Below are 22,777 nucleotides of genomic sequence, written 5' to 3'. Positions count from 1 at the left end.
CGGGCGCTCACCCGCCCTGCCCCAGCCCGTAAACCCGGCGCGCGTTCGCCGAGGCCAGCATGCCCGCCACGCGTTGCGCGTCGCTCAGGGACCAGGCGCCCTCGGCGACCCAGGTGCCCAGGACCCGGCCGAGGGCCTCGCGGAACAAGCGGGCGCCCACCACGTGCAGCTCGGGCAGCCCCCGGGCGCCGGTGGAGAAGAGGATCTTGCCGAAGGGGGCCAGCTCCAGGATCTCCGCCAGAACGGTCGCCGCCCGGGCGCCGGTGCGCACCAGGGCCGCCCCGGAGTCCACGTGCACATGCGGGAAGACACCGGCGAGATGGGCGGCCTGCCGGTGGTACGGGTAGGCGTGCAGCAGCACGAGGTCCGTGCCGAGCCCCGCGGTGGCCCGGACGAAGTCGGTCAGCAGCACCGGGTCCGTACGGTCGATGCGCAGGCCGGGAGCGCCGAGCCCGGCGTGCAACTGGAGCGGCAGCCCCGAGGCGACCGCGCTCCACAGCAGGTGCCGCAGCAGCACGGGATCGCTCAGCTCCCCGCCGACGCCGCGCCCGGCGAGCCAGCGGCCGGCGGCCCCCCGCACCTCCCCCGGCCCGGGCGGCTCCGGCGCCAGCGCGAGGCCGTGCCGTACGCCGGCGACGGAGGTGAAGGCGACGGCGTGCGCGGCGGCCGCGTGCACCGACTCGGCGAGGTTGGCGAGGAAGGACTCGACGGTCCCGGAGGTGTCGGCGACCTGCTCGGCCAGGAGCTCCAGCCGGACGATCTCATGGGCCTCGGCGGCTCCGGCGGAAGCCAGCTCACCGGGTTCCGTGAGATCGCCGGGGAGGCCGGAGTCGACCAGGTAGGTGGTGATGCCGCTGCCGCGCAGCAGTCTGCGGCCGGATTCCAGCACGCCCAGTTCACGGCGGCGGGCCAGGTAGCGGGCCGGTGCGCAGTGGGGTTCCAGGCCGAGCAGGGGCGGGCACCAGCGTCTGACGGCGAAGCCGGTCTGGGTGTCGAAGAGGGTGGTGCCGGGGGCGGGCGGGCCCTCGGTGCGCAGGAGGTGGGCCTCGAAGGTGCCGAGGCCCAGCTCCGTGCGGAGTACGCCGTGGCAGTACTGGTCCACAAGTGACGGCGTTTCGATCATCCGGGCCTCCCGGTGTGGACCCTGTTGCTCATACGGGTCCTAACGGGTGAACCGGGTGTGAGGTCGCGGTCCCGGGGTGGGCGGCCGGTGCCGTACGGCGGCTGCGGACCGGATGGGGTTGCTCGCGCAGTTCCCCGCGCCCCCGAAAGCCGGTCAGTCGTTCTTGGGGCCGCCCACCTGGATACCGGCCATACGGCTCCACTCGTAGCGGCCCGTCTTGACCTTCGCGGCGAACTCGCCGTCGAAGGACTCGTGGCGGGTGATGCCCGACTTCTCCACCGCCTGCTCGGCGATCTCGAAGGAGGGGGCGACCAGGTCGCCCCAGTTGCCGTCCTCGCCGACCAGGACGATGCGGGCGCCGCGCCGGCCGAGGTAGGCGACCTGGCCCTCGGCGCCGCCGTGGGCCTTGGAGAAGGAGCTGATCTGCTGGGCGAGCCGGGCGGCCTTGCGCTCGGCCTTCGGGTCAACCTGCTGCGTGTCTGCCATGACCAGGATGCTACTCACGGGTAGATCCACTCGCGAGGGCAGGGCGGTGTGACGTACGTCGGTCGCGTCAGCGCAGGAAGGGGTCGACCGCGACGGCCACGAAGAGCAGGGACACGTAGGTGATCGACCAGTGGAACAGGCGCATCTCCTTCAGCTTCGCGCCCGTCACCTCCGCCTTCGCGCGGTTCTGCAGGCCGTGCGCCTCCCAGAGCCAGAACCCGCCGGCCAGCAGGGCGACCGAGGTGTAGAACCAGCCGGTGTAGCCGAGCGGGGTCAGCAGGAGCGAGACGGCGACCATGACCCAGCTGTAGATCACGATCTGCTTGGCGACGACCTTGTTGGAGGCGACCACCGGGAGCATCGGCACGCCCACGCGCGCGTAGTCCTCCTTGACCTTCATGGACAGCGGCCAGTAGTGCGGCGGCGTCCAGAAGAACATGACGAGGAACAGGATGACCGGCGCCCAGGACATCGAGTTCGTGACCGAGGACCAGCCGATCAGCACCGGCAGGCAGCCGGCGATGCCGCCCCACACGATGTTCTGCGAGGTGCGGCGCTTGAGGATCATCGTGTAGACGACCACGTAGAACAGGAGTGCGCCGAGGGAGAGCCAGGCGCTCAGCCAGTTCACGGTCAGGCCGAACAGCAGGGTGGACGTGATCGCCAGGGTGATGCCGAAGGCCAGGCACTCGCGCGGGCTGACCATGCCGGTGACCAGCGGCCGCTGCGAGGTGCGGTCCATCAGCGCGTCGATGTCGCGGTCGATGTACATGTTGAGGGCGTTGGCGCCGCCCGCGGACATGTACCCGCCGACACAGGTCAGCAGCACCAGCGTCAGGTCGGGCACGCCCTGCTGCGCCAGGAACATCACCGGCACCGTGGTGATCAGCAGCAGCTCGATGATCCGCGGCTTGGTGAGAGCCACGAAGGCCATCACACGGGCCCCGAACGGCCGGTGGGCCGGGCTCTGGTCCGTCCCGAGCATCCCCGCTGGACGGGATTCAACGGCCGTCACGCACACCCCTACAGAGACATCCCAGCAAGCCCTCGGCCGTGTGAAGTCCCGGTAAAGGCTCGCGCGTACCACGCCACTTTAGACGTTGCCCAGACTCGGACATCCGCGGGGGTCGCCTCGTGTTGGCGGGCGGCTTCCGACGGGCGGCCGGAAGCTCGATTGAGCACCCGGATGAGCGGCTCCGTATTCACCTGTCGAATGCGGAACGGCCCAGTCAGGAGGCGGATCGGAATGAGTCCCTGCACTCTGGAGTGACTCGGAAAAACGCACGTCCCACGGGGGTAGGCTCGGCTGCGGCCGGTGGGCGCCCCGAGACACCGGCATCCGACATGTGGAGAGGAGCCCTGACCCAGGGTGAGCATCAAGCCGACCACCACAGACCTCGAGTGGACCGAGTTGGACCAGCGGGCCGTCGACACCGCGCGTGTCCTGGCCGCCGATGCCGTACAGAAGGTCGGTAACGGCCATCCCGGCACGGCCATGAGCCTGGCGCCCGCCGCCTACACCCTCTTCCAGAAGGTGATGCGGCACGACCCGGCGGACGCCGACTGGGTCGGGCGGGACCGCTTCGTGCTGTCCGCCGGCCACTCGTCCCTGACCCTCTACACCCAGCTCTACCTGGCCGGCTTCGGCCTGGAGCTGGACGATCTGAAGTCCTTCCGCACCTGGGGCTCGAAGACCCCCGGCCACCCGGAGTACGGGCACACGACCGGTGTGGAGACGACGACCGGCCCGCTCGGCCAGGGTGTCGCCAACGCGGTGGGCATGGCGATGGCCGCCCGCTACGAGCGCGGCCTGTTCGACCCGGAGGCCCCGGAGGGCGAGTCGCCCTTCGACCACTTCATCTACTGCATCGCCGGTGACGGCTGCCTCCAGGAGGGCATCTCCGCCGAGGCGTCCTCGCTGGCCGGCCACCAGAAGCTCGGCAACCTGATCCTGCTGTGGGACGACAACCACATCTCGATCGAGGGCGACACCGAGACGGCCGTCTCCGAGGACACCGTCAAGCGGTACGAGGCCTACGGCTGGCACGTGCAGCGCGTCGAGCCGCAGGAGAACGGCGACCTGGACCCGGCCGCCATCTACGAGGCCGTCCAGCAGGCCAAGGCCGTCACGGACCGGCCGTCGTTCATCGCGATGCGCTCGATCATCGCCTGGCCGGCCCCGAACGCGCAGAACACCGAGGCCGCGCACGGCTCGGCGCTCGGCGACGACGAGGTCGCCGCCACCAAGCGCGTCCTGGGCTTCGACCCGGAGCAGACCTTCGAGGTCTCCGACGAGGTCATCACGCACACCCGCAAGGCCCTGGAGCGGGGCCAGGCGGCCCGCGCGGTGTGGGAGAAGGCGTACCAGCAGTGGCGCGACAACAACCCCGAGCGCGCCGCCGAGTACGACCGGATCGCCAAGGGTGAGCTGCCCAAGGGCTGGGAGGAGAAGATCCCGGTCTTCGAGGTCGGCAAGGGCGTGGCCACGCGTGCCGCCTCCGGCAAGATCCTCCAGGCGCTCGGCGCGGTCGTCCCGGAGCTGTGGGGCGGCTCGGCCGACCTGGCCGGTTCGAACAACACCACGATCGACAAGACCAGCTCCTTCCTCCCGGCGGACAACCCACTGCCGGAGGCGGACCCGTACGGCCGCACGATCCACTTCGGCATCCGCGAGCACGCGATGGCCGCCGAGATGAACGGCATCGCGCTGCACGGCAACACCCGCATCTACGGCGGCACCTTCCTGGTGTTCTCCGACTACATGCGCAACGCGGTGCGGCTGTCGGCGCTGATGCACCTGCCGGTGACGTACGTGTGGACGCACGACTCCATCGGCCTGGGCGAGGACGGCCCGACGCACCAGCCGGTCGAGCACCTGGCCAGCCTCCGGGCGATCCCGGGCCTGAACGTGGTGCGCCCGGCCGACGCCAACGAGACGGCCATCGCCTGGCGCGAGATCCTGCGCCGCTGGACGAAGGAGTTCGGCAAGGGCCAGCCGCACGGCCTGGCGCTGACCCGGCAGGGCGTGCCGACCTACGAGCCCAACGACGACGCGGCCAAGGGCGGCTACGTCCTGTTCGAGGCCGAGGGCGGCGACCCCGAGGTGATCCTGATCGCGACCGGCTCGGAGGTGCACGTCGCCGTCGAGGCGCGCGAGCAGCTCCAGGGCGCCGGCGTGCCCACGCGCGTGGTGTCGATGCCGTCGGTGGAGTGGTTCGAGCAGCAGGACCAGGGGTACCGGGACAGCGTCCTGCCGCCGTCCGTCAAGGCGCGGGTCGCGGTGGAGGCCGGGATCGGTCTCACCTGGCACAAGTACGTCGGGGACGCCGGCCGCATCGTTTCCCTGGAGCACTTCGGTGCTTCGGCCGACGGCAAGGTGCTCTTCCGGGAGTTCGGTTTCACTGCCGAGAACGTGGCCGCCGCCGCCCGGGAATCGATCGCCGCAGCCCAGCGCTGACGCTCATATACGACACGTAGGAGATGGAATTTCCATGACAGACGCACTCAAGCGCCTCTCCGAGGAAGGCGTGGCGATCTGGCTGGACGACCTGTCGCGCAAGCGGATCACGTCCGGCAACCTCGCCGAGCTGATCGACCAGCAGCACGTCGTGGGCGTCACCACCAACCCGTCGATCTTCCAGAAGGCGATCTCGCAGGGCGACGGCTACGACACGCAGCTGACCGACCTGGCCGCCCGTGAGGTCACGGTCGAAGAGGCCATCCGCATGATCACCACGGCGGACGTCCGGGACGCCGCCGACGTGCTGCGCCCCGTCTTCGACGCCACCGGCGGCAAGGACGGCCGGGTCTCGATCGAGGTCGACCCCCGCCTGGCGCACAACACGCGGGCCACGGTCGCCGAGGCCAAGCAGCTCGCCTGGCTGGTGGACCGCCCCAACACGCTCATCAAGATCCCGGCGACCGAGGCGGGCATCCCGGCCATCGCCGAGACCATCGGCCTGGGCATCAGCGTCAACGTCACGCTGATCTTCTCGCTGGAGCGCTACCGCCTGGTCATGGACGCGTTCCTGGAGGGCCTGGAGAAGGCCAAGGAGCGCGGCCTGGACCTGTCGCGGATCCACTCCGTGGCGTCGTTCTTCGTGTCCCGCGTGGACACCGAGATCGACAAGCGGATCGACGCGCTGGGCACCGACGAGGCCAAGGCGCTGCGCGGCAAGGCCGCCGTCGCCAACGCCCGGCTCGCCTACCAGGCGTACGAGGAGGTCTTCTCCTCGGACCGCTGGAACGCGCTGGAGAAGGCGGGCGCCAACAAGCAGCGGCCGCTGTGGGCGTCGACCGGAGTGAAGGACAAGGCGTACAGCGACACCATGTACGTCACCGACCTGGTCGCGCCGAACACGGTGAACACCATGCCGGAGGCGACTCTGTTCGCCGTCGAGGACCACGGCGAGATCACCGGCAACACCGTCGCGGGGACGTACGAGCAGGCCCGCGCCGACCTCGACGCGATCGAGCGGCTCGGGATCAAGTACGACGAGGTCGTGCAGCTGCTGGAGAAGGAGGGCGTCGAGAAGTTCGAGGACTCCTGGAACGACCTGCTGAAGTCCACCGAGGCCGAGCTCAAGCGCCTCGCCCCCTCGGAGGGCTGAACAGGTGTCGAGCAGCAATCCGCTGCGTGACCCGGCGGACCGACGGCTCCCGCGTATCGCGGGGCCGTCGGGCCTGGTCATCTTCGGCGTCACGGGCGACCTGTCGCGCAAGAAGCTGATGCCGGCCGTGTACGACCTGGCCAACCGGGGTCTGCTGCCGCCGGGCTTCTCGCTGGTGGGCTTCGCCCGCCGCGAGTGGGCGCACGAGGACTTCGCGCAGGAGGTGCACGACGCGGTCAAGGAACACGCCCGCACGCCCTTCCGCGAGGAGGTCTGGCAGCAGCTCATCCAGGGCATGCGCTTCGTGCAGGGCACGTTCGACGACGACGACGCGTTCGAGCGGCTGCGCTCCACGATCGAGGAGCTGGACAAGGCGCAGGGCACGGGCGGCAACTTCGCCTTCTACCTCTCGGTGCCGCCGAAGTCCTTCCCGGTGGTCATCCAGCAGCTGAAGAAGCACGGGCTGGCGGACCAGACCGGCGGTTCCTGGCGGCGCGCGGTGATCGAGAAGCCGTTCGGGCACAACCTGAAGTCGGCCGAGGAGCTGAACAAGGTCGTCCACGAGGTTTTCGCCCCGGACCAGGTCTTCCGCATCGACCACTACCTGGGCAAGGAGACCGTCCAGAACATCCTGGCGCTGCGCTTCGCCAACACGATGTTCGAGCCGATCTGGAACCGGTCCTTCGTGGACCACGTGCAGATCACCATGGCCGAGGACATCGGCATCGGCGGCCGGGCCGGCTACTACGACGGCATCGGCGCCGCCCGTGACGTCATCCAGAACCACCTGCTCCAGCTGCTGGCCCTGACGGCCATGGAGGAACCGGCGTCCTTCGACGCCGACGCGCTGGCCGCCGAGAAGACCAAGGTGCTCGGGGCCGTGCGGCTGCCGCAGGACCTGGGACGCGACACCGTGCGCGCCCAGTACGCGGCCGGCTGGCAGGGCGGCGTGAAGGTGCGCGGCTACCTGGAGGAGGACGGCATCGACGCCTCCTCCAAGACCGACACCTACGCGGCCGTCAAGCTGGAGATCGACAACCGCCGCTGGGCGGGCGTCCCCTTCTACCTGCGCACCGGCAAGCGGCTGGGCCGCCGGGTGACGGAGATCGCCGTCGTCTTCCAGCGGGCCCCGCACTCCCCCTTCGACTCCACGGCGACCGAGGAGCTCGGCTCCAACGCGATCGTCATCCGCGTCCAGCCGGACGAGGGCGTGACGGTCCGCTTCGGCTCGAAGGTGCCGGGCACGTCGATGGAGATCCGGGACGTGTCGATGGACTTCGCGTACGGCGAGTCCTTCACGGAGTCCAGTCCGGAGGCGTACGAGCGGCTCATCCTGGACGTCCTGCTCGGCGACTCGAACCTCTTCCCGCGCACCGAGGAGGTCGAGCTGTCCTGGAAGATCCTCGACCCGATCGAGGAGTACTGGGACAGCAACGGCAAGCCCGCCCAGTACCCGGCCGGTACCTGGGGGCCCGTCGAGGCGGACGAAATGCTCGAGCGACACGGACGGAGCTGGCGCCGGCCATGAAGATAGACCTGACCGACACCACGGCCAGCAAGATCAACAAGGCGCTGGTGCAGGGCCGCCGGGCGATCGGCACCCCGGCGGTCGGCATGGTGCTCACGCTGGTCATCGTGACGGACGAGGAGAACGCCTACGACGCGCTGAAGGCCGCGAGCGACGCCTCGCGCGAGCACCCCTCGCGCACGCTGGTGGTCATCAAGCGCGTCTCCCGCTCGCCCCGCGACCGTACGCAGTCCCGCCTGGACGCGGAGGTCCGGGTCGGCGCGGACGCGGGCACCGGCGAGACGGTGGTGCTGCGGCTGTACGGCGAGGTCGTCGACCACGCCCAGTCGGTGGTGCTGCCGCTGCTGCTGCCGGACGCCCCGGTGGTGGTCTGGTGGCCGGTGAACGCACCGCTCGACCCGGCCAAGGACCCCCTGGGGGCCCTCGCCCAGCGCCGCGTCACCGACACGTACGCCTCCGAGCAGCCGGTGCGGGACCTGGCCACCCGGTCGGGGACCTACACCCCCGGCGACACGGACCTGTCCTGGACCCGCATCACGCCCTGGCGTTCCATGCTGGCGGCGGCCCTCGACCAGGTCGCCTGCGAGGTCAGCGCCGTCGAGGTGGAGGGCGAGGAGTTCAACCCGAGCTGCGAGCTGCTGGCGATGTGGCTCGCGGACCGGCTGGACGTCCCCGTGAAGCGCTCCCTGTCCAGCGGCCCGGGTCTGACGGCGGTCCGCATGGACACCACCTGCGGACCGATCCACCTGGACCGCGCCGACGGGACCCTGGCGACCCTCTCCATCGAGGGCCAGCCCGACCGCGCGGTGGCGCTCAAGCGCCGGGACACGGCCGAGCTGATCGCGGAGGAGCTGCGGCGGCTGGACCCGGACGACACCTACGCGTCGGCCCTGCGGTACGGCGTGGACCGGCTGAAGGCCTCGGGGCCGGTGCCCAAAAGTGACGGGCGGGCCCGACTCGCCCTCCCCGCTCCCGTCGAGGCGGCTGCGAAAGCTCCCGCTGCGCAGGCGACGGCGCAGGCACCGGTGAGGCAGGAGCCGCCCGCTCCGGAACCGGCCCGGAAGGCGGAGGTGAAGTGAGTACGGCACCGCAGCTGGTCGTCCACCGGGACAAGGAGCTGATGGCGCAGGCCGCGGCGGCCCGGCTGATCACCAGGATCGTGGACGCGCAGGCCTCCCGGGGCTCGGCGTCCGTGGTCCTGACCGGCGGCCGCAACGGCAACGGCCTGCTGGCCGCGCTGGCGGCGGCGCCGGCGCGGGACGCGGTCGACTGGTCCCGGCTGGACCTGTGGTGGGGCGACGAGCGCTTCCTGCCGGAGGGCGACCCGGACCGCAATGTCACGCAGGCGCGGGAGGCGCTGCTGGACGCGGTGCCGCTGGACCCGAAGCGGGTGCACGCGATGCCCGCGTCGGACGGCCCGCACGGCGACGACGTGGAGGCGGCCGCCGCCGCGTACGCGGAGGAGCTGGCGGCCGCGGCCGGCCCGGAGAACCACGGGCCGGTTCCCGCGTTCGACGTGCTGATGCTGGGCGTCGGCCCGGACACGCACGTCGCGTCCCTCTTCCCGGAACTCCCGGCGGTCCGGGAGACCGACCGCACGGTGGTCGGCGTGCACGGCGCGCCCAAGCCGCCGCCGACGCGGGTGACGCTGACGCTGCCGGCGATCCGCGCGGCCCGTGAGGTGTGGCTGCTCGCGGCCGGGGAGGACAAGGCCCAGGCGGCGGCGATCGCCCTCTCGGGCGCGGGCGAGATCCAGGCCCCGGCGGCCGGCGCGTACGGCCGCAGCCGCACCCTGTGGCTGCTGGACGCGGCGGCGGCCTCCCAGCTGCCACGATCGCTGTACCCGCCGGCTTCGGCCTGAGCAGGGGCGGCGGTGGCCTCCGAGCCCCGCCGCCCACCTCAGCGAGCCGCCGTGATGCGCTCCGGCCCGCCTTCCAGCCGTTGCTGAAGGTGCAGTTCTTCGATGTCGGCGGCCAGGCAGTCGCGAATGTCCTTCCCCGTGCGCCGCCATCCGAAGAACTCACAGGCCTGTTTGATCAGTTCGTCCCTCGACATCCCAGGACACTCGGCCGCGAGTTCGGCCAAGGCGACGTACCTCTCGGCCGGGGCGATGTGCACGACCTTGCGCACGGTCTGGCCGTCCCCCGGATGCCGCGCCTTCAGCGCGTCGTGCTGTGCGAGGTCAAAGAACGCGCCGTCCGTGGCGACCAGGCCGGAAGCGACCAAGGCATGAGCCACTTCCCGAACGTTGTCCCGGATCCGGTTGCCTGCCCGCCCCACTCTCCAGGCCTCCCGGGCCCGCTGGACCAGCAGGTCCTCATGGATGGGGCCTTCTGTTTCGATCACCTGAGCCAGCAGGGTTCGCAGGGCAGGGCGGGCCTCGGGTGTATGCAGTTCGTACTGCGAGCTGACGATGATCTGGCTCGTCGTGTACCCGGCGCTCCAAGCGCGTTCCCCGCCGGTGTCGACCGGCACTCGTTCGTACGCGACTTCCTCTCGGAGGGCCGTACGCGGTGACGGCACCGCCGGCAGGCCGTCCTCCACCTCGTCCGTGACCGCACCTTCCGATGTCCCCGACCCCTGGTGGGCGGGAGCGCGGGACTGCGAAGCCGAGTGGTCCGCGACGAGCGGACCTCGGGCGACGGCCTGCTCGACCGCTTCACGCAACCTCAGTTCCGCAGCCGCGCGTCCCCGGTACCAGTCGGTGCCCCAGATCCGGTACAAGCGCCAGCCGAGTCCGTTCAGAACCTGTTCGCGCAACCGGTCGCGGTCCCGGGCTGCTTTGCTGGAGTGGTACATGGCGCCGTCGCATTCGACACCCAGGGCGTACGCGCCCGGCAACTCGGGATGGCGCACTCCGAGGTCGATGCGGTAACCGGCGACGCCGACCTGCGGCTGGACCCGGTAGCCCCAGCCGCGCAGGACCGCGAGGACGGATTCCTCGAACGGGCTGTCCGGCTCGGCGTCGGACTGTACGACGTCCCGGGCCAGGACCGCGGGACCGTTCTCCGCGTACTCGAGATAACGCTTGAGGTACTGCACGCTTTCGTTGGCGCTGTCGGCCAGGCCCGTGCCGCGAAAGGAGGCGACGACCTCCATGCGGTACCGGGCTCGGGTCACCGCGACATTGAGGCGACGCCAGCCGCCGCCCTTGTTGATGGGACCAAAGTTCAGGCCCACCTTGCCGTGTTCGTCGGGGCCGTAGCCGACAGACATGATCATCACATCGCGCTCGTCGCCCTGCACGGATTCCAGGTTCTTGACGAAGAAGCCATCGAGGCGGTCCTCGGTAAAGCAGTGGTCTAGGTCCGGGCGCTTCAGCCGCGCCTGCTGCACGGCTTGGTCGATCGCCGATGCCTGCGCCTGTGAAAGGGCCACCACACCGAGCGTCTTGCCGGGCCGGGTGTCGAAATGGTGTATGACTCGCTGAGCGACGAAATCCGCCTCCACCCGGTTATCCCGACGACCTCCCCGGTCGTAGATGCCGTCGGCCTTCAGGAAGGCGACGCCGACGTCGTTGCCCTCGTCGAGAGCTCCGGGGAACGTCACCATGGAGTTCTCGTAGAACTCGTGGTTGCTGAACGTGATGAGGTTCTCGTGACGGCTGCGGTAGTGCCAGCGCAGGGGCAGCTCCCGCAGGGCCCCGGCCTTGCATGCGTGCAGCAGGGACTCAAAGGAGTCCGGGGTCTCCTCGTCCCACTCGTCGGAGGCATCGTCCACCGACGCGTCGAAGAACGAGGTCGGTGGCAGCTGCTTGTCGTCGCCGGCCACGACGAGTGTCTTTCCGCGGTAGATGCAGTTGATCGCGTCGCCCGGCCGCACCTGGGAGGCCTCGTCGAAGATGACGACGTCGAAATGGAAGTCCGCGGGCAGGAACTGGCTGACGGTCAGCGGACTCATCATGAAGCAGGGCTTGACCGACTGAACGACCTCACGTGCCCTGCCGAGGAGTTCCCGTACCGGCATGTGCCGAGTCTTCTTCTCCGCCTCCCGGACGATCACTGCTCCGGCGCCACCGGCGAAGCGCCGGGGCCGTCGCTCGTTGCACGCCTCGATGACAGCACCACCGGCGGCGGCGATCAGGCGTCGGTCGGCCTCCTGGAAGTCGACCACCCTCGCGTTCAGGTCGTCGGACCGGGTGCTGCGCAGGCGCTTGTCCGTGGCGAGGAGGTCGTCGGCCCAAGCACGCAGCACCGCTTGTTCGACGATGTCGGGCAGGCGCTCGGGATCGACACCTCGTTCGGCCGCGCTGGCCACCAGGCCGCCGGCGCCATGCCGGGACAGGACGGAGAGACCTGCGGTGTGGGCATGCCACTCGTCGGGTCCCTCACGGTCGGTTCGAAGTGCCCCGATCACCCGCTGAGCCTGGTCGAAGGGGCCCTGCAACGCGGGCGAGAGCTGCATGCGCCGTCCCGGCTCGAACAAGCCGAGCAGGGCGGTCACCGAACGGCTCCAGCGCTCTGCGCGGCTGCAGGCGACCGCGCACCACGAGGCGAGCGAGCTTCGCACGTTCCGCGCGAGGAGCAGCGGCAGGTCGTCCCCGTCGGCGTCGTCGGAGAGAAGCGCGGCGAGGGCATCTCTCCGCACGGCCGCACCGCTCAGCGCGGCGATGCGCTCGGCCGTCGCAAGAGCGCGGTCGAGTTCCTCCAGGGCGCTCGTGGCTCTCGGGGTGTATCTGCCGAGGAGTGTCGTGTGGCTGTCGGCCAGCCGTGCCGCCTCGCGCGCGGCGGTGAGCCACGCCAGGGCCTGAGGCAGCCGAGTCGGCAGTGACTTGTCCCAGGTGCCGGTACGAGTGAGCGCAAGCACGAAGCTGCGGTCCTCCTTGTACTGACCGGAGAAGCGGGCCAGCACTCCGCGGTGCTGGTCGGCGAACCGGCCGACGACGTCGGGGAGATCTGCTGCGGTGAGGACCTGCTCCCCAAAGACGTCCGCTGCCGCTTCGCGGGCCGCCGTTTCGGCGTCCAGAGCGCGTCTGAGTTCCTCTGCGGCGTCGCGGGCACGGCCCAGTTCGTCGGCGACGAACCAACCGCGTGGCGGTCGGTGGTCTGATGCGGTGAGGTCGGCGAGCTCGCAGAGGGCGAAGGCGGACTCGGCACCGTCCGGCTTGGGCAGGCCGAACAGGTCGGCGAGCTGGGCGAGCTGAGCGGACACATCGTCCGGCAGGCCGTCGGTCGAGGTGTCCGTGCCGGCTGGCAGGCCCTCCCCCAGCGTCCGCACCATGTGGTGGACTTCCCGTACGGAACGGGGCTCATCCTGCGTGGCGGCAAAGGGGCGGCGTCCAGCCGCAGTCACCAAGGCGTCCAAGGCGTCGGCGGCCTCCGCGACCACTTGGTGAGCATCGGAGCCGACCAGGCCGCGCCAGGGAAAGTCCTCACCCTCGGCTGCCGGGCGCCAGGCGCGGCTGACAGCGTGTGCCGCTGCGGTGGCCTCCAGCAGCGAACCGGCACTCAGGGCGCGCACGGCCTTGGCGTCCTCGGCGCTGAGCGACAGGTCGGGGGTCCCCGCCTGCTCCAGCAGCACGAGGCGTCCGAGAACATCGTGCAGGCTGCGTTGCAGTGGTTCGCGCACCTGGTTCATGGCAGCGGCGTAGGCGGACAGCTCCTCACGCAGCCTGCGTGCCCGCTCCAGTTCGTGGGCGGCGGCGCCCGTGACGCGTGCTTCGGTCGTCAGAACACGAGCCAGCTCCGTGGCCACGCTCTTCTTGCTGGTGTCACCGCTGTGCAGTGCCATGACGAAGTCACCGAGACCCACCCCGCGCAGCCGGTTGCGCACCACGTCGAGCGCCGCTGCCTTCTCACTCACGAACAACACGCTGCGGCCAGCGTGCATGAGGGCCGCGATCATGTTGGTGATGGTCTGGCTCTTGCCCGTGCCGGGCGGGCCGCTCATCACGAACGACCGGTCGTCCAGAACCGCCGCGATGCACTGGCGCTGGGACGCATCGGCGTCGAGCACCAAAGGCGTCTTCTCGGGGAGTTGTACTTCGTCGATGCGGTCCAGGTCGGGTGGATCGAAGCCGATGAGGTCGTCGGGCAGCCCCGCGTCCGGACCGAGGGCAGCGGCCCGCACGAGCGGATGGGCGAGGATCTGGTCCTCGTTCTGCTGCAGGTCCTGGTACATCGCCTCCCGGTGCGAGGCGAACAGGCCGAGCACGACGTGTTCGCGCACGGACCAGCCCTGGTGGTTTCCGGCGACGGAGTGTGCGGCGGCAAGCACCGCCGGCACGTCGCTGACATCTGTACCGGTGACCGGGTCCCAGTCGACACCGAGCCGTTCGAGCTTCACAGCCAGTGCCGGGTTGTGGATGCGTTCCTGGCCCTCAGCCAGGTGGAGACGGTAGTGGCGGTTGCTGTCACGCCGCAGCTCCACCGGAACGAGGACCAGCGGGGCTGTGCTGCTCTCGTGCGCCTCCGCCTCGCACCAGTCCAGCATGCCGATGCCGAGCCACAGCACCCACAGACCATAGTCGTTGTACATCTGGCCGGACTTCTGGCGCAGTTGGTACAGCGTGGCGTCCAGCGAGGCCTGGGTGGCCTTCTGCGTGACCAGCCCGGGCCGGGACCGCTGTTCGACGGTCCCGGCGCGGCCGTCCTCGGTGTCCGAGGAGACCGAGGAGAAGTCCCAACCCTTGGTGAGTTCCGCCACGAGAGTGCCGACGCCGGGCGAGGTGATGTCCAGGGTCGAGCTCTTGGTGGGACGGAAGTTCAGCAGACGGTTGCGTCCGCCCATGTCCAGCAACGAGTTGCGCCAGTCGTCGAGGACCGCCCTCAGACGCTCGAGAGTCGGATCCTCGACGGTGGGCACGGGTCGGAACTGATGGGTCATGCGGCGGAACCTCCTGCGAACGCACAGGGGCAACCAGCGTCACAGCCCCCTGGAGGTATCTACCTATCAGTTCCGATCTTCCCGCACGACACAGATCGCCTACAAGATATGTATTGGTTGTGAAACATGTGGCGGCTTGATGCTGTGTACTGTCCGATCACTTGACCGACCCCGCCATCACGCCCTGGACGAAGTGCTTCTGGAAGGCGAAGAACACCACGACCGGGACGATCAGGGACAGGAACGCCCCGGGGGCCAGGACGTCGATGTTGCTGCCGAACTGGCGTATCTGGGACTGGAGTTCCACCGTCAGCGGCTGTGCGGAGCTGTCCGCGAAGAGCAGCGCCACCAGCATGTCGTTCCAGACCCACAGGAACTGGAAGATGGCCAGGGAGGCGATCGCCGGGCGGCCCACGGGCAGGACCAGGCGGGTGAAGATGCGCCACTCGGTGCCGCCGTCCATGCGGGCGGCCTCCAGCATCTCCTTCGGCATCTCGGCGAAGTAGTTGCGCAGGAGGAACACCGCGAAGGGAAGGCCGTAGGCGACGTGGAAGAGCACGACTCCGGGGATCGTGCCGAACAGGCCGAGCTGCCCGAAGAGTTTGGCGACCGGCAGCAGGCCGATCTGCACGGGCACCACCAGCAGCGCGACCACGACCAGGAAGATCGTCTCCCGTCCCGGGAAGTCCAGCCACGCGAAGGCGTACCCGGCGAGCGCCGCCACGACCACGACCAGCACCGTCGTCGGCACCGAGATCAGCACCGTGTTCCAGAACGCCCGGGTGATGCCGGCGTTCTGCAGTAGCGCCGAGTAGTTGTCGAAGGACAGCTGCCCCGGGCTGGAGAGCACCGTCCACCAGCCGCCCTTGGCCGTGTCCTCGGCGGACCGCAGGGAGGACAGGAACAGTCCGGCCAGCGGGGTCATCCACACCAGCCCCACCAGCACGAGGAAGGCCTGGACGACTCCGTTGCCCAGGGAGCGCCGCACCGCGTTCATCGCTGACTCCTTCGGAAACGGCGGACGTTGAACACCATCGCCGGGACGACCAGCAGCAGGAGCAGCACGCCCAGCGCGCTGCCGAGGCCCTGGTTGTTGCCGCCGCCGAACGACACCAGCCACATCTGCGTGGCGAGGACGGTCGCGTCCTCCTGCACGGGCCCGGGCGCGATGATGTAGACGAGGTCGAAGACCTTCATCACGTTGATGACGAGGGTGACGAAGACGACCGTGAGGACCGGGGCCAGCAGCGGCACCGTGATGCGGCGGAAGATCTGCCACTCGTTGGCGCCGTCCATCCGCGCCGCCTCCAGCGCGTCCCGGGGCAGCGTCGACAGGCCCGCCCCGATGAGGACCATCGCGAAGCCGGTCCAGATCCACAGGTAGGCACCGATGATCGCCGGGGTGACCAGCGCGGGTCCCAGCCAGGAGACGCCCTCGTAGGGCGGGGCGAAGTTGGACGCCGGCAGCCTCACCGCGTAGGAGCCCGACTCCAGACCCTCGAAGCGGAAGGAGCCGTCGGCGGCGGTCGTGGCCGTGGCGACCGGCTCGCCGTCGCGGACCGCCTCGACCTTCATCCCGGGCAGTCCGCTCTCCCGTGCGTCGACCTTGCCCTGCTCCCCTCCCCCGCCGGGGGTGAAGTCCAGGTAGACGACACCGCGCAGTTCGTCCGCGGCGGCCTTCTGCCCCGCCGCCGGTGCGGCGGGCCTGGCGTCACCGGGCAGGTCGGCGGGCTGTACGCCGACCAGGCCCAGCGTCAGCGCGTCCCCGGGCGCGGCGGCCGCGCTGCGGTAGGAGCCGTCCTTCTCCTTGGTCAGGCCCTGGCCGTCACGCGCCCGGGCCGTCGGGTAGGAGGACTCGCCCTTGAAGGCGTCGTGGACCGAGACGACCGCGGCGTTCAGCACGCCCTTGTCGGGGTCCTCGTCGTAGGCGAGGCGGAAGATGATGCCGGCGGCGAGGAAGGAGACCGCCATCGGCATGAAGAGGAGCAGTTTGAAGGCGGTGGCCCAGCGGACCTTCTCCACCAGCACGGCCAGGATCAGGCCGAGTCCGGTGAGCAGGGCCGGGGCCACGACGACCCAGATGGCCGTGTTGCGCACGGCCTTGAGGGTCGCCGGGTCGCGGAACATCTCGGTGTAGTTGTCGCCGCCGACGAAGGTCGTCCCGGAGGCGTCGAAGAAGCTCCGGCCGACGCTGAACAGCACGGGGTAGACGACCAGTGCGCCGAGCAGCAGCAGCGCCGGGAAGACGAACAGCAGGGCGACGATCTTCCCGCGCCGCCGTAGCCGCCGGGTGCGTTCGGCGACCGGGCCGGGCGGCGCCGGCGGGCTCGTCTCTTTCACGAGGGTGGCTGTCATGGCGTATCAGTCCTGGTACGCCTTGGCCGCCGCGGCCTCCAGCTTCGCCGCGGTGCCCTTCGGGTCGGACGGGTCGCGCAGGAAGTCCTGGAGCAGCTTCCACTCGCCGGTGCCCTTGGTGCCGCCGAAGGCCGCCGGGGCCTGGTCGGACATGTCGAAGCGGACCGAGTCGCCGGCCTCGACCAGGGACTTGGCGGTGGCGCGGGTGACGTCGTCGCCGTAGGAGGCGAGGTTGAGCTTCTTGTTCGGGGAGAGGAAGCCGCCGGCCTCGGCCCACACCGCGGAGGCCTCCGGGGTGGCCAGGTACTCCAGGAGCGCCTGGGCGGCCTTCTGGTTCTTGCCGTCCTTGAGGACGACGGCGGCGTCGCCACCGCTGACGACGGGGGCCTCGCCGCCGCCGACCGCCGGGAACGGGAAGAAGTTCGCGTCCTCGCCGACCTTCTTGCCGAACTGGTCCTTGGCGACACCGGCGACGAAGTCGCCCTCGTAGACCATGCCCGCCTCGGGCTCCGGCCCGAAGACCTTCTCCACCGAGCCGGGGAAGTCGGTGTTCAGGGCGCCCTTCTGGCCGCCCGCGATGAGCTGCTTGTCCTTGAAGAGCTTGCCGAGGGTGGTGAGGGCGTCGACGACGGAGGAGTCGGTCCACTTCAGCTCATGGGCGGCGAGGGCGTCGTACTTCTCGGGCCCGGCCTGGGAGAGGTATATGTTCTCGAACCAGTCGGTGAGCGTCCAGCCGTCCTGACCGGCGACGGAGAACGCGGCGAGCCCGGAGTCGGAGACGGTCTGCCCGGCCTTGAGCATCTCGTCGTAGGTCTTCGGGGGCTTCACGCCGGCCTGGGCGAGGGCGTCGGGGCTGTACCAGACGGTCGACTTGTGGGCGGCCTTGAAGTACAGGCCGTACAGGGTGCCGTCGACGCTGCCGTACTCCTTCCACACGGGGGCGTAGCCCGCGTCGACGGACTGCTCGGTCTTCTTCGACAGGGGCTTGAGCCAGCCCTTCTGCGCGAACTGCTTGAGCACGCCGACCTGCGGGACCATCACGACGTCGGGGGCGTTGCCGCCCTCGATCTTGCTGCCGACGACGGTGGAGACGTTGTCACCGGTGGACGTGAACTGCGTCTTGGCGCCGGTCTTCTCGGTGAAGGCGTCCAGCACCTTCTGGAAGTTCTTCTGCTCGGTGCCGGACCAGACGCCGGCGACGGTGACGGTCTGGCCGTCGAGCGCCTTGTCGCCGCCGCCGGCCGCGACGGGGCCGCCGCCGCAGGCGGTCGCGCCGAGCGCGAGGACGAGAGCGGTGCAGCCGGTGAGCAGGGTGGTACGTCGTCGCATCATCGTTGATGTCCCTTCGGGGAGTTGACTTGCGGGGCGTTCAGGAACGGATCCACCAGGCGGCCGTCGAGCCGGAGAGGACTCCGGGCGGGCAGGGGCCGCTGGCGAGCAGGGGGGAGCCGGGGACCGGCGCCGGGGTGGGGGCGGTGCCGAAGTTGACGGCGCACACCAGGTCGTCGCGCTCGAAGGCGAGGACGCCGGGCGGGGTGTCCAGCCAGCGCAGGGTGCCTTCGCCCAGCTGCGGCAGGGCGGCGCGCAGTTGCAGGCCGTCGCGGTACAGGTGCCAGAAGGAGCGGGTGTCGGCGAGGGCGCGGTCGGTGGCGTACTCGGCGAAGTACTCGGGTTGCGGCAGCCACGGCTTGGCGCTCTCCGCGCCCGGCGTGAAGCCGAACGGCGAGGCCTGGCCCGACCAGGGCAGCGGCACGCGGCAGCCGTCGCGGATGCGGGCCCTGCTGCCGGTGCGGCGGAAGATCGGGTCGGTGAGCACGTCGTCGGGCAGGTCGACGACCTCGGGCAGGCCGAGCTCCTCGCCCTGGTAGATGTAGGCGGCTCCGGGCAGCGCCAGCATCAGCAGGGCGGCGGCGCGGGCGCGGGCGGCGCCGAGGCCGCTGCCCTCGGTGGCGGGCTCGCCGTAGCGGGTGACGGTGCGGACCTGGTCGTGGTTGTTGAGGACCCAGGTGACCGTGGAGCCGGTGCCGGCGATGTCCTGCATGGCCTCGGAGATGACCTTGCGGAAGGCGTCCGGGTCCCAGGGCGCGCTGAGCAGGTCGAAGAAGAAGGCCTGGTGCAGTTCGTCGGGGCGGACGTACTGCGCGTGCTCGCGTGCGGTGGGCACGGAGACCTCGCCGACCAGGAGGCGCTCGTGGCCGTCGCGCTCGGTGTACTCCTCGCATATGGAGCGCCAGCGGCGCCACACCTCGTGGACCTCGGGCTGGTTCCAGGCGAGCGGGTTGACCGAGTCGCGGGTGCGGGCGTCGGCCTCCGGGTCGTCGGAGTCGGGCAGCTCGGGGTGCTTGTAGAGGCCGGCGGCGACGTCGATGCGGAAGCCGTCGACGCCCCGGTCCAGCCAGAAGCGCAGGACACGCTCGAACTCGGCGGCGATCTCGGGGTTGCGCCAGTTCCAGTCGGGCTGCTCGGGCGTGAACATGTGCAGGTACCACTGGCCGGGGCGTCCGTCCGCCTCGGTCACCCGGCTCCATGCCGGGCCGCCGAACATGGCGTGCCAGTTGTTGGGCGGCTCGGACCCGTCGGGGCCGCGGCCGTCGGCGAAGTGGAAGCGGGCCCGGGCCGGGCTGCCGGGGGCCGCCGCGAGCGCCTCGCGGAACCAGGGGTGCTCGCTGGAGCAGTGGTTCGGGACGATGTCGAGCAGCACCTTGATGCCGAGCCGCCGCGCGGAGCCCACCAGCAGGTCGAACTCGCCGAGGTCGCCGAAGAGCGGGTCGACGTCGCAGTAGTCGGCCACGTCGTAGCCGTGGTCGTGCTGCGGCGAGGGATAGAAGGGGCTCAGCCAGATCCCGTCGACGCCGAGCTTCTTCAGGTACGGCAGCCCGGCCCGGACCCCGGCGAGGTCGCCGATGCCGTCGCCGGTGCTGTCGAGGAAGCTGCGGACGTACACCTGATAGATCACTGCGTCACGCCACCAGTGGTGCCTGTTCAACCCATCGACCTGTCTCTGAGGAGGGCAGCGGTTATGCATGCATGTTAAGTAGGCGTGACGAGAGGGTGTCAATGAAAAGGCAGAAGCTACCGCGGAGTTGATGTGGCGGATATTGGTACACAACGGACAGGAATCAGCGAGATGAGACGTCCGCGTTACCTAACAAGTAAGTAGTCGAGCCGTCGAAGACGTCAGCGGTTCGAGATCAGCGCGAGCTCCCGCGCCAGCCGGCGCACCGCCGCCTCGGGCGTCTGCCGCCCGGCCATCGCGTCGTGCACGACCGCCTGCACCACCAGGCTCACCTGGTCGTAGCGCGGGCTCTTGGGGCGCGGCTCCGCCGCGAGCACGCTCTGGCGCAGCGTCGGCAGATACGGGAACCGGCGGACCAGCTCCGGGTCCGCGTACAGATCGGCCCGCACGGGCGGCAGCGCGCCGCGCGTGAGCACCTGGCGCTGCACGTGCTCACTGGTGAGGTAGGCGATCAGTCGGGCCGCGGAGTCGGGGTGCCGGGCGTGCGCGCTGACGGCCAGGTTCGAGCCGCCGAGGACACTGGTCCCCGGCCCGTCCGGCCCCGGCAGCGGTACGGCACCGACCTCGCCGGCGACCTTCGAGCCGGGCCCGGAGGCGCCGACGTAGGCGTAGGGCCAGTTCCGCAGGAAGAGCAGCCGGCCGTCCTGGAAGGCCTGCTTGGACTCCTCCTCCTTGTACGTCAGGGCCTGTCTGGGGATCCAGCCCTCGCGCACCCCGCGTGCCAGGTAGCCGATGCCCTCCCGGGCCGCCGCCGAGTCGACCGTGACGCGCTCGCCCTCGTCGCCGAGGATCGAGCCGCCCGCCGAGTAGACCGCCTCGGCCGCGTTGACGGTGAGGCCCTCGTAGGGCAGGAACTGCCCGGCGTACCCGTCCAGGCCGTACTTCGGGGCGATGGTCTTCGCGTACCGCGCCAGCTCCGCCCAGGTGCGCGGCGGCTCGACGCCCTCCTTCGCGAGGACGTCCTTGCGGTACAGGAGCAGCCCGGCGTTGGTGACGTACGGGACCGCGTAGAGCTGTCCGTCGTAGGTCGCCGTGTCCACGACGGGCTGGAGGAAGGTCTTCAGCGGGAAGCGGTCGCGGGGCAGGGGCCGGATCCAGCCCGCCGCGGCGAACTCGGAGGTCCAGTTGACGTCGATGTTGAGCACGTCGAACCGGCTGCGGTCGCCGTCGCGCAGGTCGGTGGCCATCTGCGCCCGGGTCTCGTCGGCCGAGTCGGGCAGCTCCACGAGCGTGACCCGCTCGCCGGGGTGGGCGCGGTTCCAGCCCTCCAGGAGGGGGCCGAGATAGCCGGTGAGGTCCCCGGCGGTGGCCAGGGTGAGCGGTCCGCGGCCGCCCGCGGGAGGCTCGCCGGCCTGTGCTCCGGCGGCGACATACCCGGTCAGGACCACCACGAGAACGAGAAGGCCCCTACCGGCGGCATGGATCCACCGCATAGGTTCCTCCCTGTACACCCGGCGACGGGCACCCTTGCCCGGAACAGAGGCCATGTATACCTGTTAGGTATGGGCGATACTAGGGCCTGGAGCACATTGGACCGGACAGGAGGACTGCACGCGTGCGCCTGCCCCTCCTGGCACTCCTCGCCCGCGGACCCGCCCACGGCTACGAGCTCAAGCAGGACCTTGAGCAACTGCTGGGCTCCGCGTACCCTCAGCCGAACGTCGGCCAGATCTATGTGACCCTCGGCCGCCTCGAGAAGTCGGGACTGATCGAGGGCGAGGACGTGGCGCAGTCCAGCCGGCCCAACAAAAAGGTCTACCACCTCACCGACGCCGGGCGGGAGGCGCTGCGCGCCTGGTTCGAGGAACCCGAGGACGAGCCGCGGGTACGGGACGAGTTCTTCATGAAACTGGCGCTCGCCCCGCAGACCGGCCTCGCCGACCAGGTCGCCCTGATCAACCAGCAGCGGCGCCAGTACCTGAACACCATGCGGCAGCTGTCGAAGCTGGCCGCCGCCGAAGACCGCGACAACCGCATCGCCCACCTGCTGATCGAGGGCGCGATGCTGCACCTGCAGGCCGACCTCGACTGGCTGGAGCGGTGCCAGGAAGAGCTGGAGGAGCTGGAGTGAGCGACGACCGTCCCGCTCCTGTGCTGCGCGCCGAGGGGCTGGTGAAGACCCACCACGGCGAGGGCGCACCCGCCCATGCCGTGCGCGGGGTCGACCTGTGCGTCCGGCCGGGCGAGTTCGTGGCGATCACCGGCCCGTCCGGTGCCGGCAAGTCGACCCTGCTGCACCTGCTCGGCGGGCTCCAGCGGCCGGACGCGGGCCGCATCTGGCTCGACGGCGAGTCCACCGACACCTACAGCGAGGCCCGCTGGGCGGTGGAGCGCCGCAAGCGGATCGGGATCGTCTTCCAGTTCTTCAACCTGGTGTCGAACCTCTCCGTCGCGGACAACGTGGAGCTGCCCGCCCTGCTCGCCGGAGTGGCGCCGAAGCAGGCCCGGGCCGAGCGGGAGCAGCTGCTGGCCGAGCTGGGCCTGACCGGCAAGGAGCGCAGCATGCCGGGCGAGCTGTCCGGCGGCGAGCAGCAGCGCGTGGCCCTGGCCCGGGCCCTGGTCAACCATCCGCCGCTGCTGCTGGCCGACGAGCCCGCCGGCAGCCTCGACAGCAAGGGCACCCGCGAGGTGATGCGGCTGCTGTCCCGCTTCCACCAGCGCGGCCAGACGATCCTGCTGGTCACGCACGACGCCCGGCTGGCGAGCGCCGCGGACCGGGTGATCAGCTTCTTCGACGGCCGCATCGCCGACGACGCGACCCTCGACGGCGGCACCCCGCCGCGCCGGGCCGGCATATCCGGTGTGCTGGAGCTGAAGGACTGAGATGCGCGGGT

Annotated in this window: 16 protein-coding genes; 7 read left to right on the top strand and 9 right to left on the bottom strand. The window is 70.4% G+C overall.

Features of this window, described 5'->3' with window-relative positions:
- Positions 1 to 7 precede the first annotated feature (7 nt).
- The 3 genes from CHR28_RS07465 to CHR28_RS07455 all read right to left on the bottom strand — a co-directional run bounded on the left by CHR28_RS07465 (position 8) and on the right by CHR28_RS07455 (position 2,594).
- Positions 8 to 1,123, bottom strand: a complete 1,116-nt coding sequence (locus CHR28_RS07465; protein ID WP_094052682.1) for an amidohydrolase family protein — start codon at positions 1,121 to 1,123, stop codon at positions 8 to 10.
- Between the two features lie 153 nt (positions 1,124 to 1,276).
- Positions 1,277 to 1,609 (bottom strand): hypothetical protein, encoded by a 333-nt coding sequence (locus CHR28_RS07460; RefSeq protein WP_094052681.1) that lies wholly within the window; start codon positions 1,607 to 1,609, stop codon positions 1,277 to 1,279.
- A 67-nt stretch (positions 1,610 to 1,676) separates the two neighbouring features.
- Positions 1,677 to 2,594 (bottom strand): heme o synthase, encoded by a 918-nt coding sequence (locus CHR28_RS07455; protein ID WP_179272346.1) that lies wholly within the window; start codon positions 2,592 to 2,594, stop codon positions 1,677 to 1,679.
- A gap of 384 nt (positions 2,595 to 2,978) precedes the next feature.
- On the opposite strand from CHR28_RS07455, the gene tkt reads away from it, so the two are divergent.
- Genes tkt through pgl form a run of 5 tightly spaced genes read left to right on the top strand, consistent with a single transcriptional unit; the run spans position 2,979 to position 9,608 of the window.
- Positions 2,979 to 5,066 carry a transketolase gene (tkt, locus tag CHR28_RS07445; RefSeq protein WP_094052679.1) on the top strand — a complete coding sequence of 696 codons (2,088 nt, stop codon included), beginning with the start codon at positions 2,979 to 2,981 and terminating at the stop codon, positions 5,064 to 5,066.
- Between the two features lie 34 nt (positions 5,067 to 5,100).
- Positions 5,101 to 6,219, top strand: coding sequence for a transaldolase (gene tal, locus CHR28_RS07440; RefSeq protein WP_094052678.1), 1,119 nt, complete (start codon positions 5,101 to 5,103; stop codon positions 6,217 to 6,219).
- A 4-nt stretch (positions 6,220 to 6,223) separates the two neighbouring features.
- Positions 6,224 to 7,747 (top strand): glucose-6-phosphate dehydrogenase, encoded by a 1,524-nt coding sequence (zwf, locus tag CHR28_RS07435; RefSeq protein ID WP_094052677.1) that lies wholly within the window; start codon positions 6,224 to 6,226, stop codon positions 7,745 to 7,747.
- Positions 7,744 to 8,826, top strand: a complete 1,083-nt coding sequence (opcA, locus tag CHR28_RS07430) for a glucose-6-phosphate dehydrogenase assembly protein OpcA (protein ID WP_094052676.1) — start codon at positions 7,744 to 7,746, stop codon at positions 8,824 to 8,826. The genes zwf and opcA overlap by 4 nt, the downstream gene beginning before the upstream one ends.
- Positions 8,823 to 9,608, top strand: coding sequence for a 6-phosphogluconolactonase (pgl, locus tag CHR28_RS07425; RefSeq protein WP_094052675.1), 786 nt, complete (start codon positions 8,823 to 8,825; stop codon positions 9,606 to 9,608). The genes opcA and pgl overlap by 4 nt, the downstream gene beginning before the upstream one ends.
- A gap of 38 nt (positions 9,609 to 9,646) precedes the next feature.
- Here pgl and CHR28_RS07420 read toward each other — a convergent pair whose 3' ends face one another.
- The 6 genes from CHR28_RS07420 to CHR28_RS07395 form a co-directional block, all read right to left on the bottom strand.
- Positions 9,647 to 14,572, bottom strand: a complete 4,926-nt coding sequence (locus tag CHR28_RS07420) for a DUF3320 domain-containing protein (protein ID WP_094052674.1) — start codon at positions 14,570 to 14,572, stop codon at positions 9,647 to 9,649.
- 157 nt (positions 14,573 to 14,729) lie between these two features.
- Positions 14,730 to 15,569: a carbohydrate ABC transporter permease gene (locus CHR28_RS07415; protein WP_094052673.1), complete on the bottom strand. Its 840-nt coding sequence runs from the start codon at positions 15,567 to 15,569 to the stop codon at positions 14,730 to 14,732.
- Positions 15,566 to 16,927 carry an ABC transporter permease subunit gene (locus CHR28_RS07410; RefSeq protein ID WP_094052672.1) on the bottom strand — a complete coding sequence of 454 codons (1,362 nt, stop codon included), beginning with the start codon at positions 16,925 to 16,927 and terminating at the stop codon, positions 15,566 to 15,568. Before CHR28_RS07410 ends, CHR28_RS07415 begins: the two co-directional genes overlap by 4 nt.
- Positions 16,928 to 16,933: 6 nt before the next feature.
- Positions 16,934 to 18,259 carry an ABC transporter substrate-binding protein gene (locus CHR28_RS07405; RefSeq protein WP_094052671.1) on the bottom strand — a complete coding sequence of 442 codons (1,326 nt, stop codon included), beginning with the start codon at positions 18,257 to 18,259 and terminating at the stop codon, positions 16,934 to 16,936.
- Positions 18,260 to 18,296: 37 nt separating this feature from the next.
- On the bottom strand, positions 18,297 to 19,952 hold the full coding sequence (locus CHR28_RS07400) for a glycoside hydrolase family 13 protein (RefSeq protein ID WP_179272340.1): 1,656 nt from the start codon (positions 19,950 to 19,952) through the stop codon (positions 18,297 to 18,299).
- A 152-nt stretch (positions 19,953 to 20,104) separates the two neighbouring features.
- The gene (locus CHR28_RS07395; RefSeq protein WP_094052669.1) at positions 20,105 to 21,376 is read right to left on the bottom strand and encodes an ABC transporter substrate-binding protein; all 1,272 of its coding nucleotides are present in this window, start codon (positions 21,374 to 21,376) and stop codon (positions 20,105 to 20,107) included.
- A gap of 122 nt (positions 21,377 to 21,498) precedes the next feature.
- Here CHR28_RS07395 and CHR28_RS07390 point away from each other — a divergent pair, with 122 nt between their 5' ends.
- Positions 21,499 to 22,014 (top strand): PadR family transcriptional regulator, encoded by a 516-nt coding sequence (locus tag CHR28_RS07390; protein ID WP_094052668.1) that lies wholly within the window; start codon positions 21,499 to 21,501, stop codon positions 22,012 to 22,014.
- Complete coding sequence (locus CHR28_RS07385) at positions 22,011 to 22,766, top strand: ABC transporter ATP-binding protein (protein WP_256984151.1); 756 nt, start codon at positions 22,011 to 22,013, stop codon at positions 22,764 to 22,766. The genes CHR28_RS07390 and CHR28_RS07385 overlap by 4 nt, the downstream gene beginning before the upstream one ends.
- Positions 22,767 to 22,777 lie beyond the last annotated feature (11 nt).

This window comes from Streptomyces sp. XY006 (assembly GCF_002237655.1).
In the GTDB taxonomy this organism is placed as follows: Bacteria; Actinomycetota; Actinomycetes; order Streptomycetales; family Streptomycetaceae; genus Streptomyces; species Streptomyces levis.
Note: the sequence above shows the minus strand (reverse complement) of the source record. Positions and strands in the feature narration are given on the sequence as shown.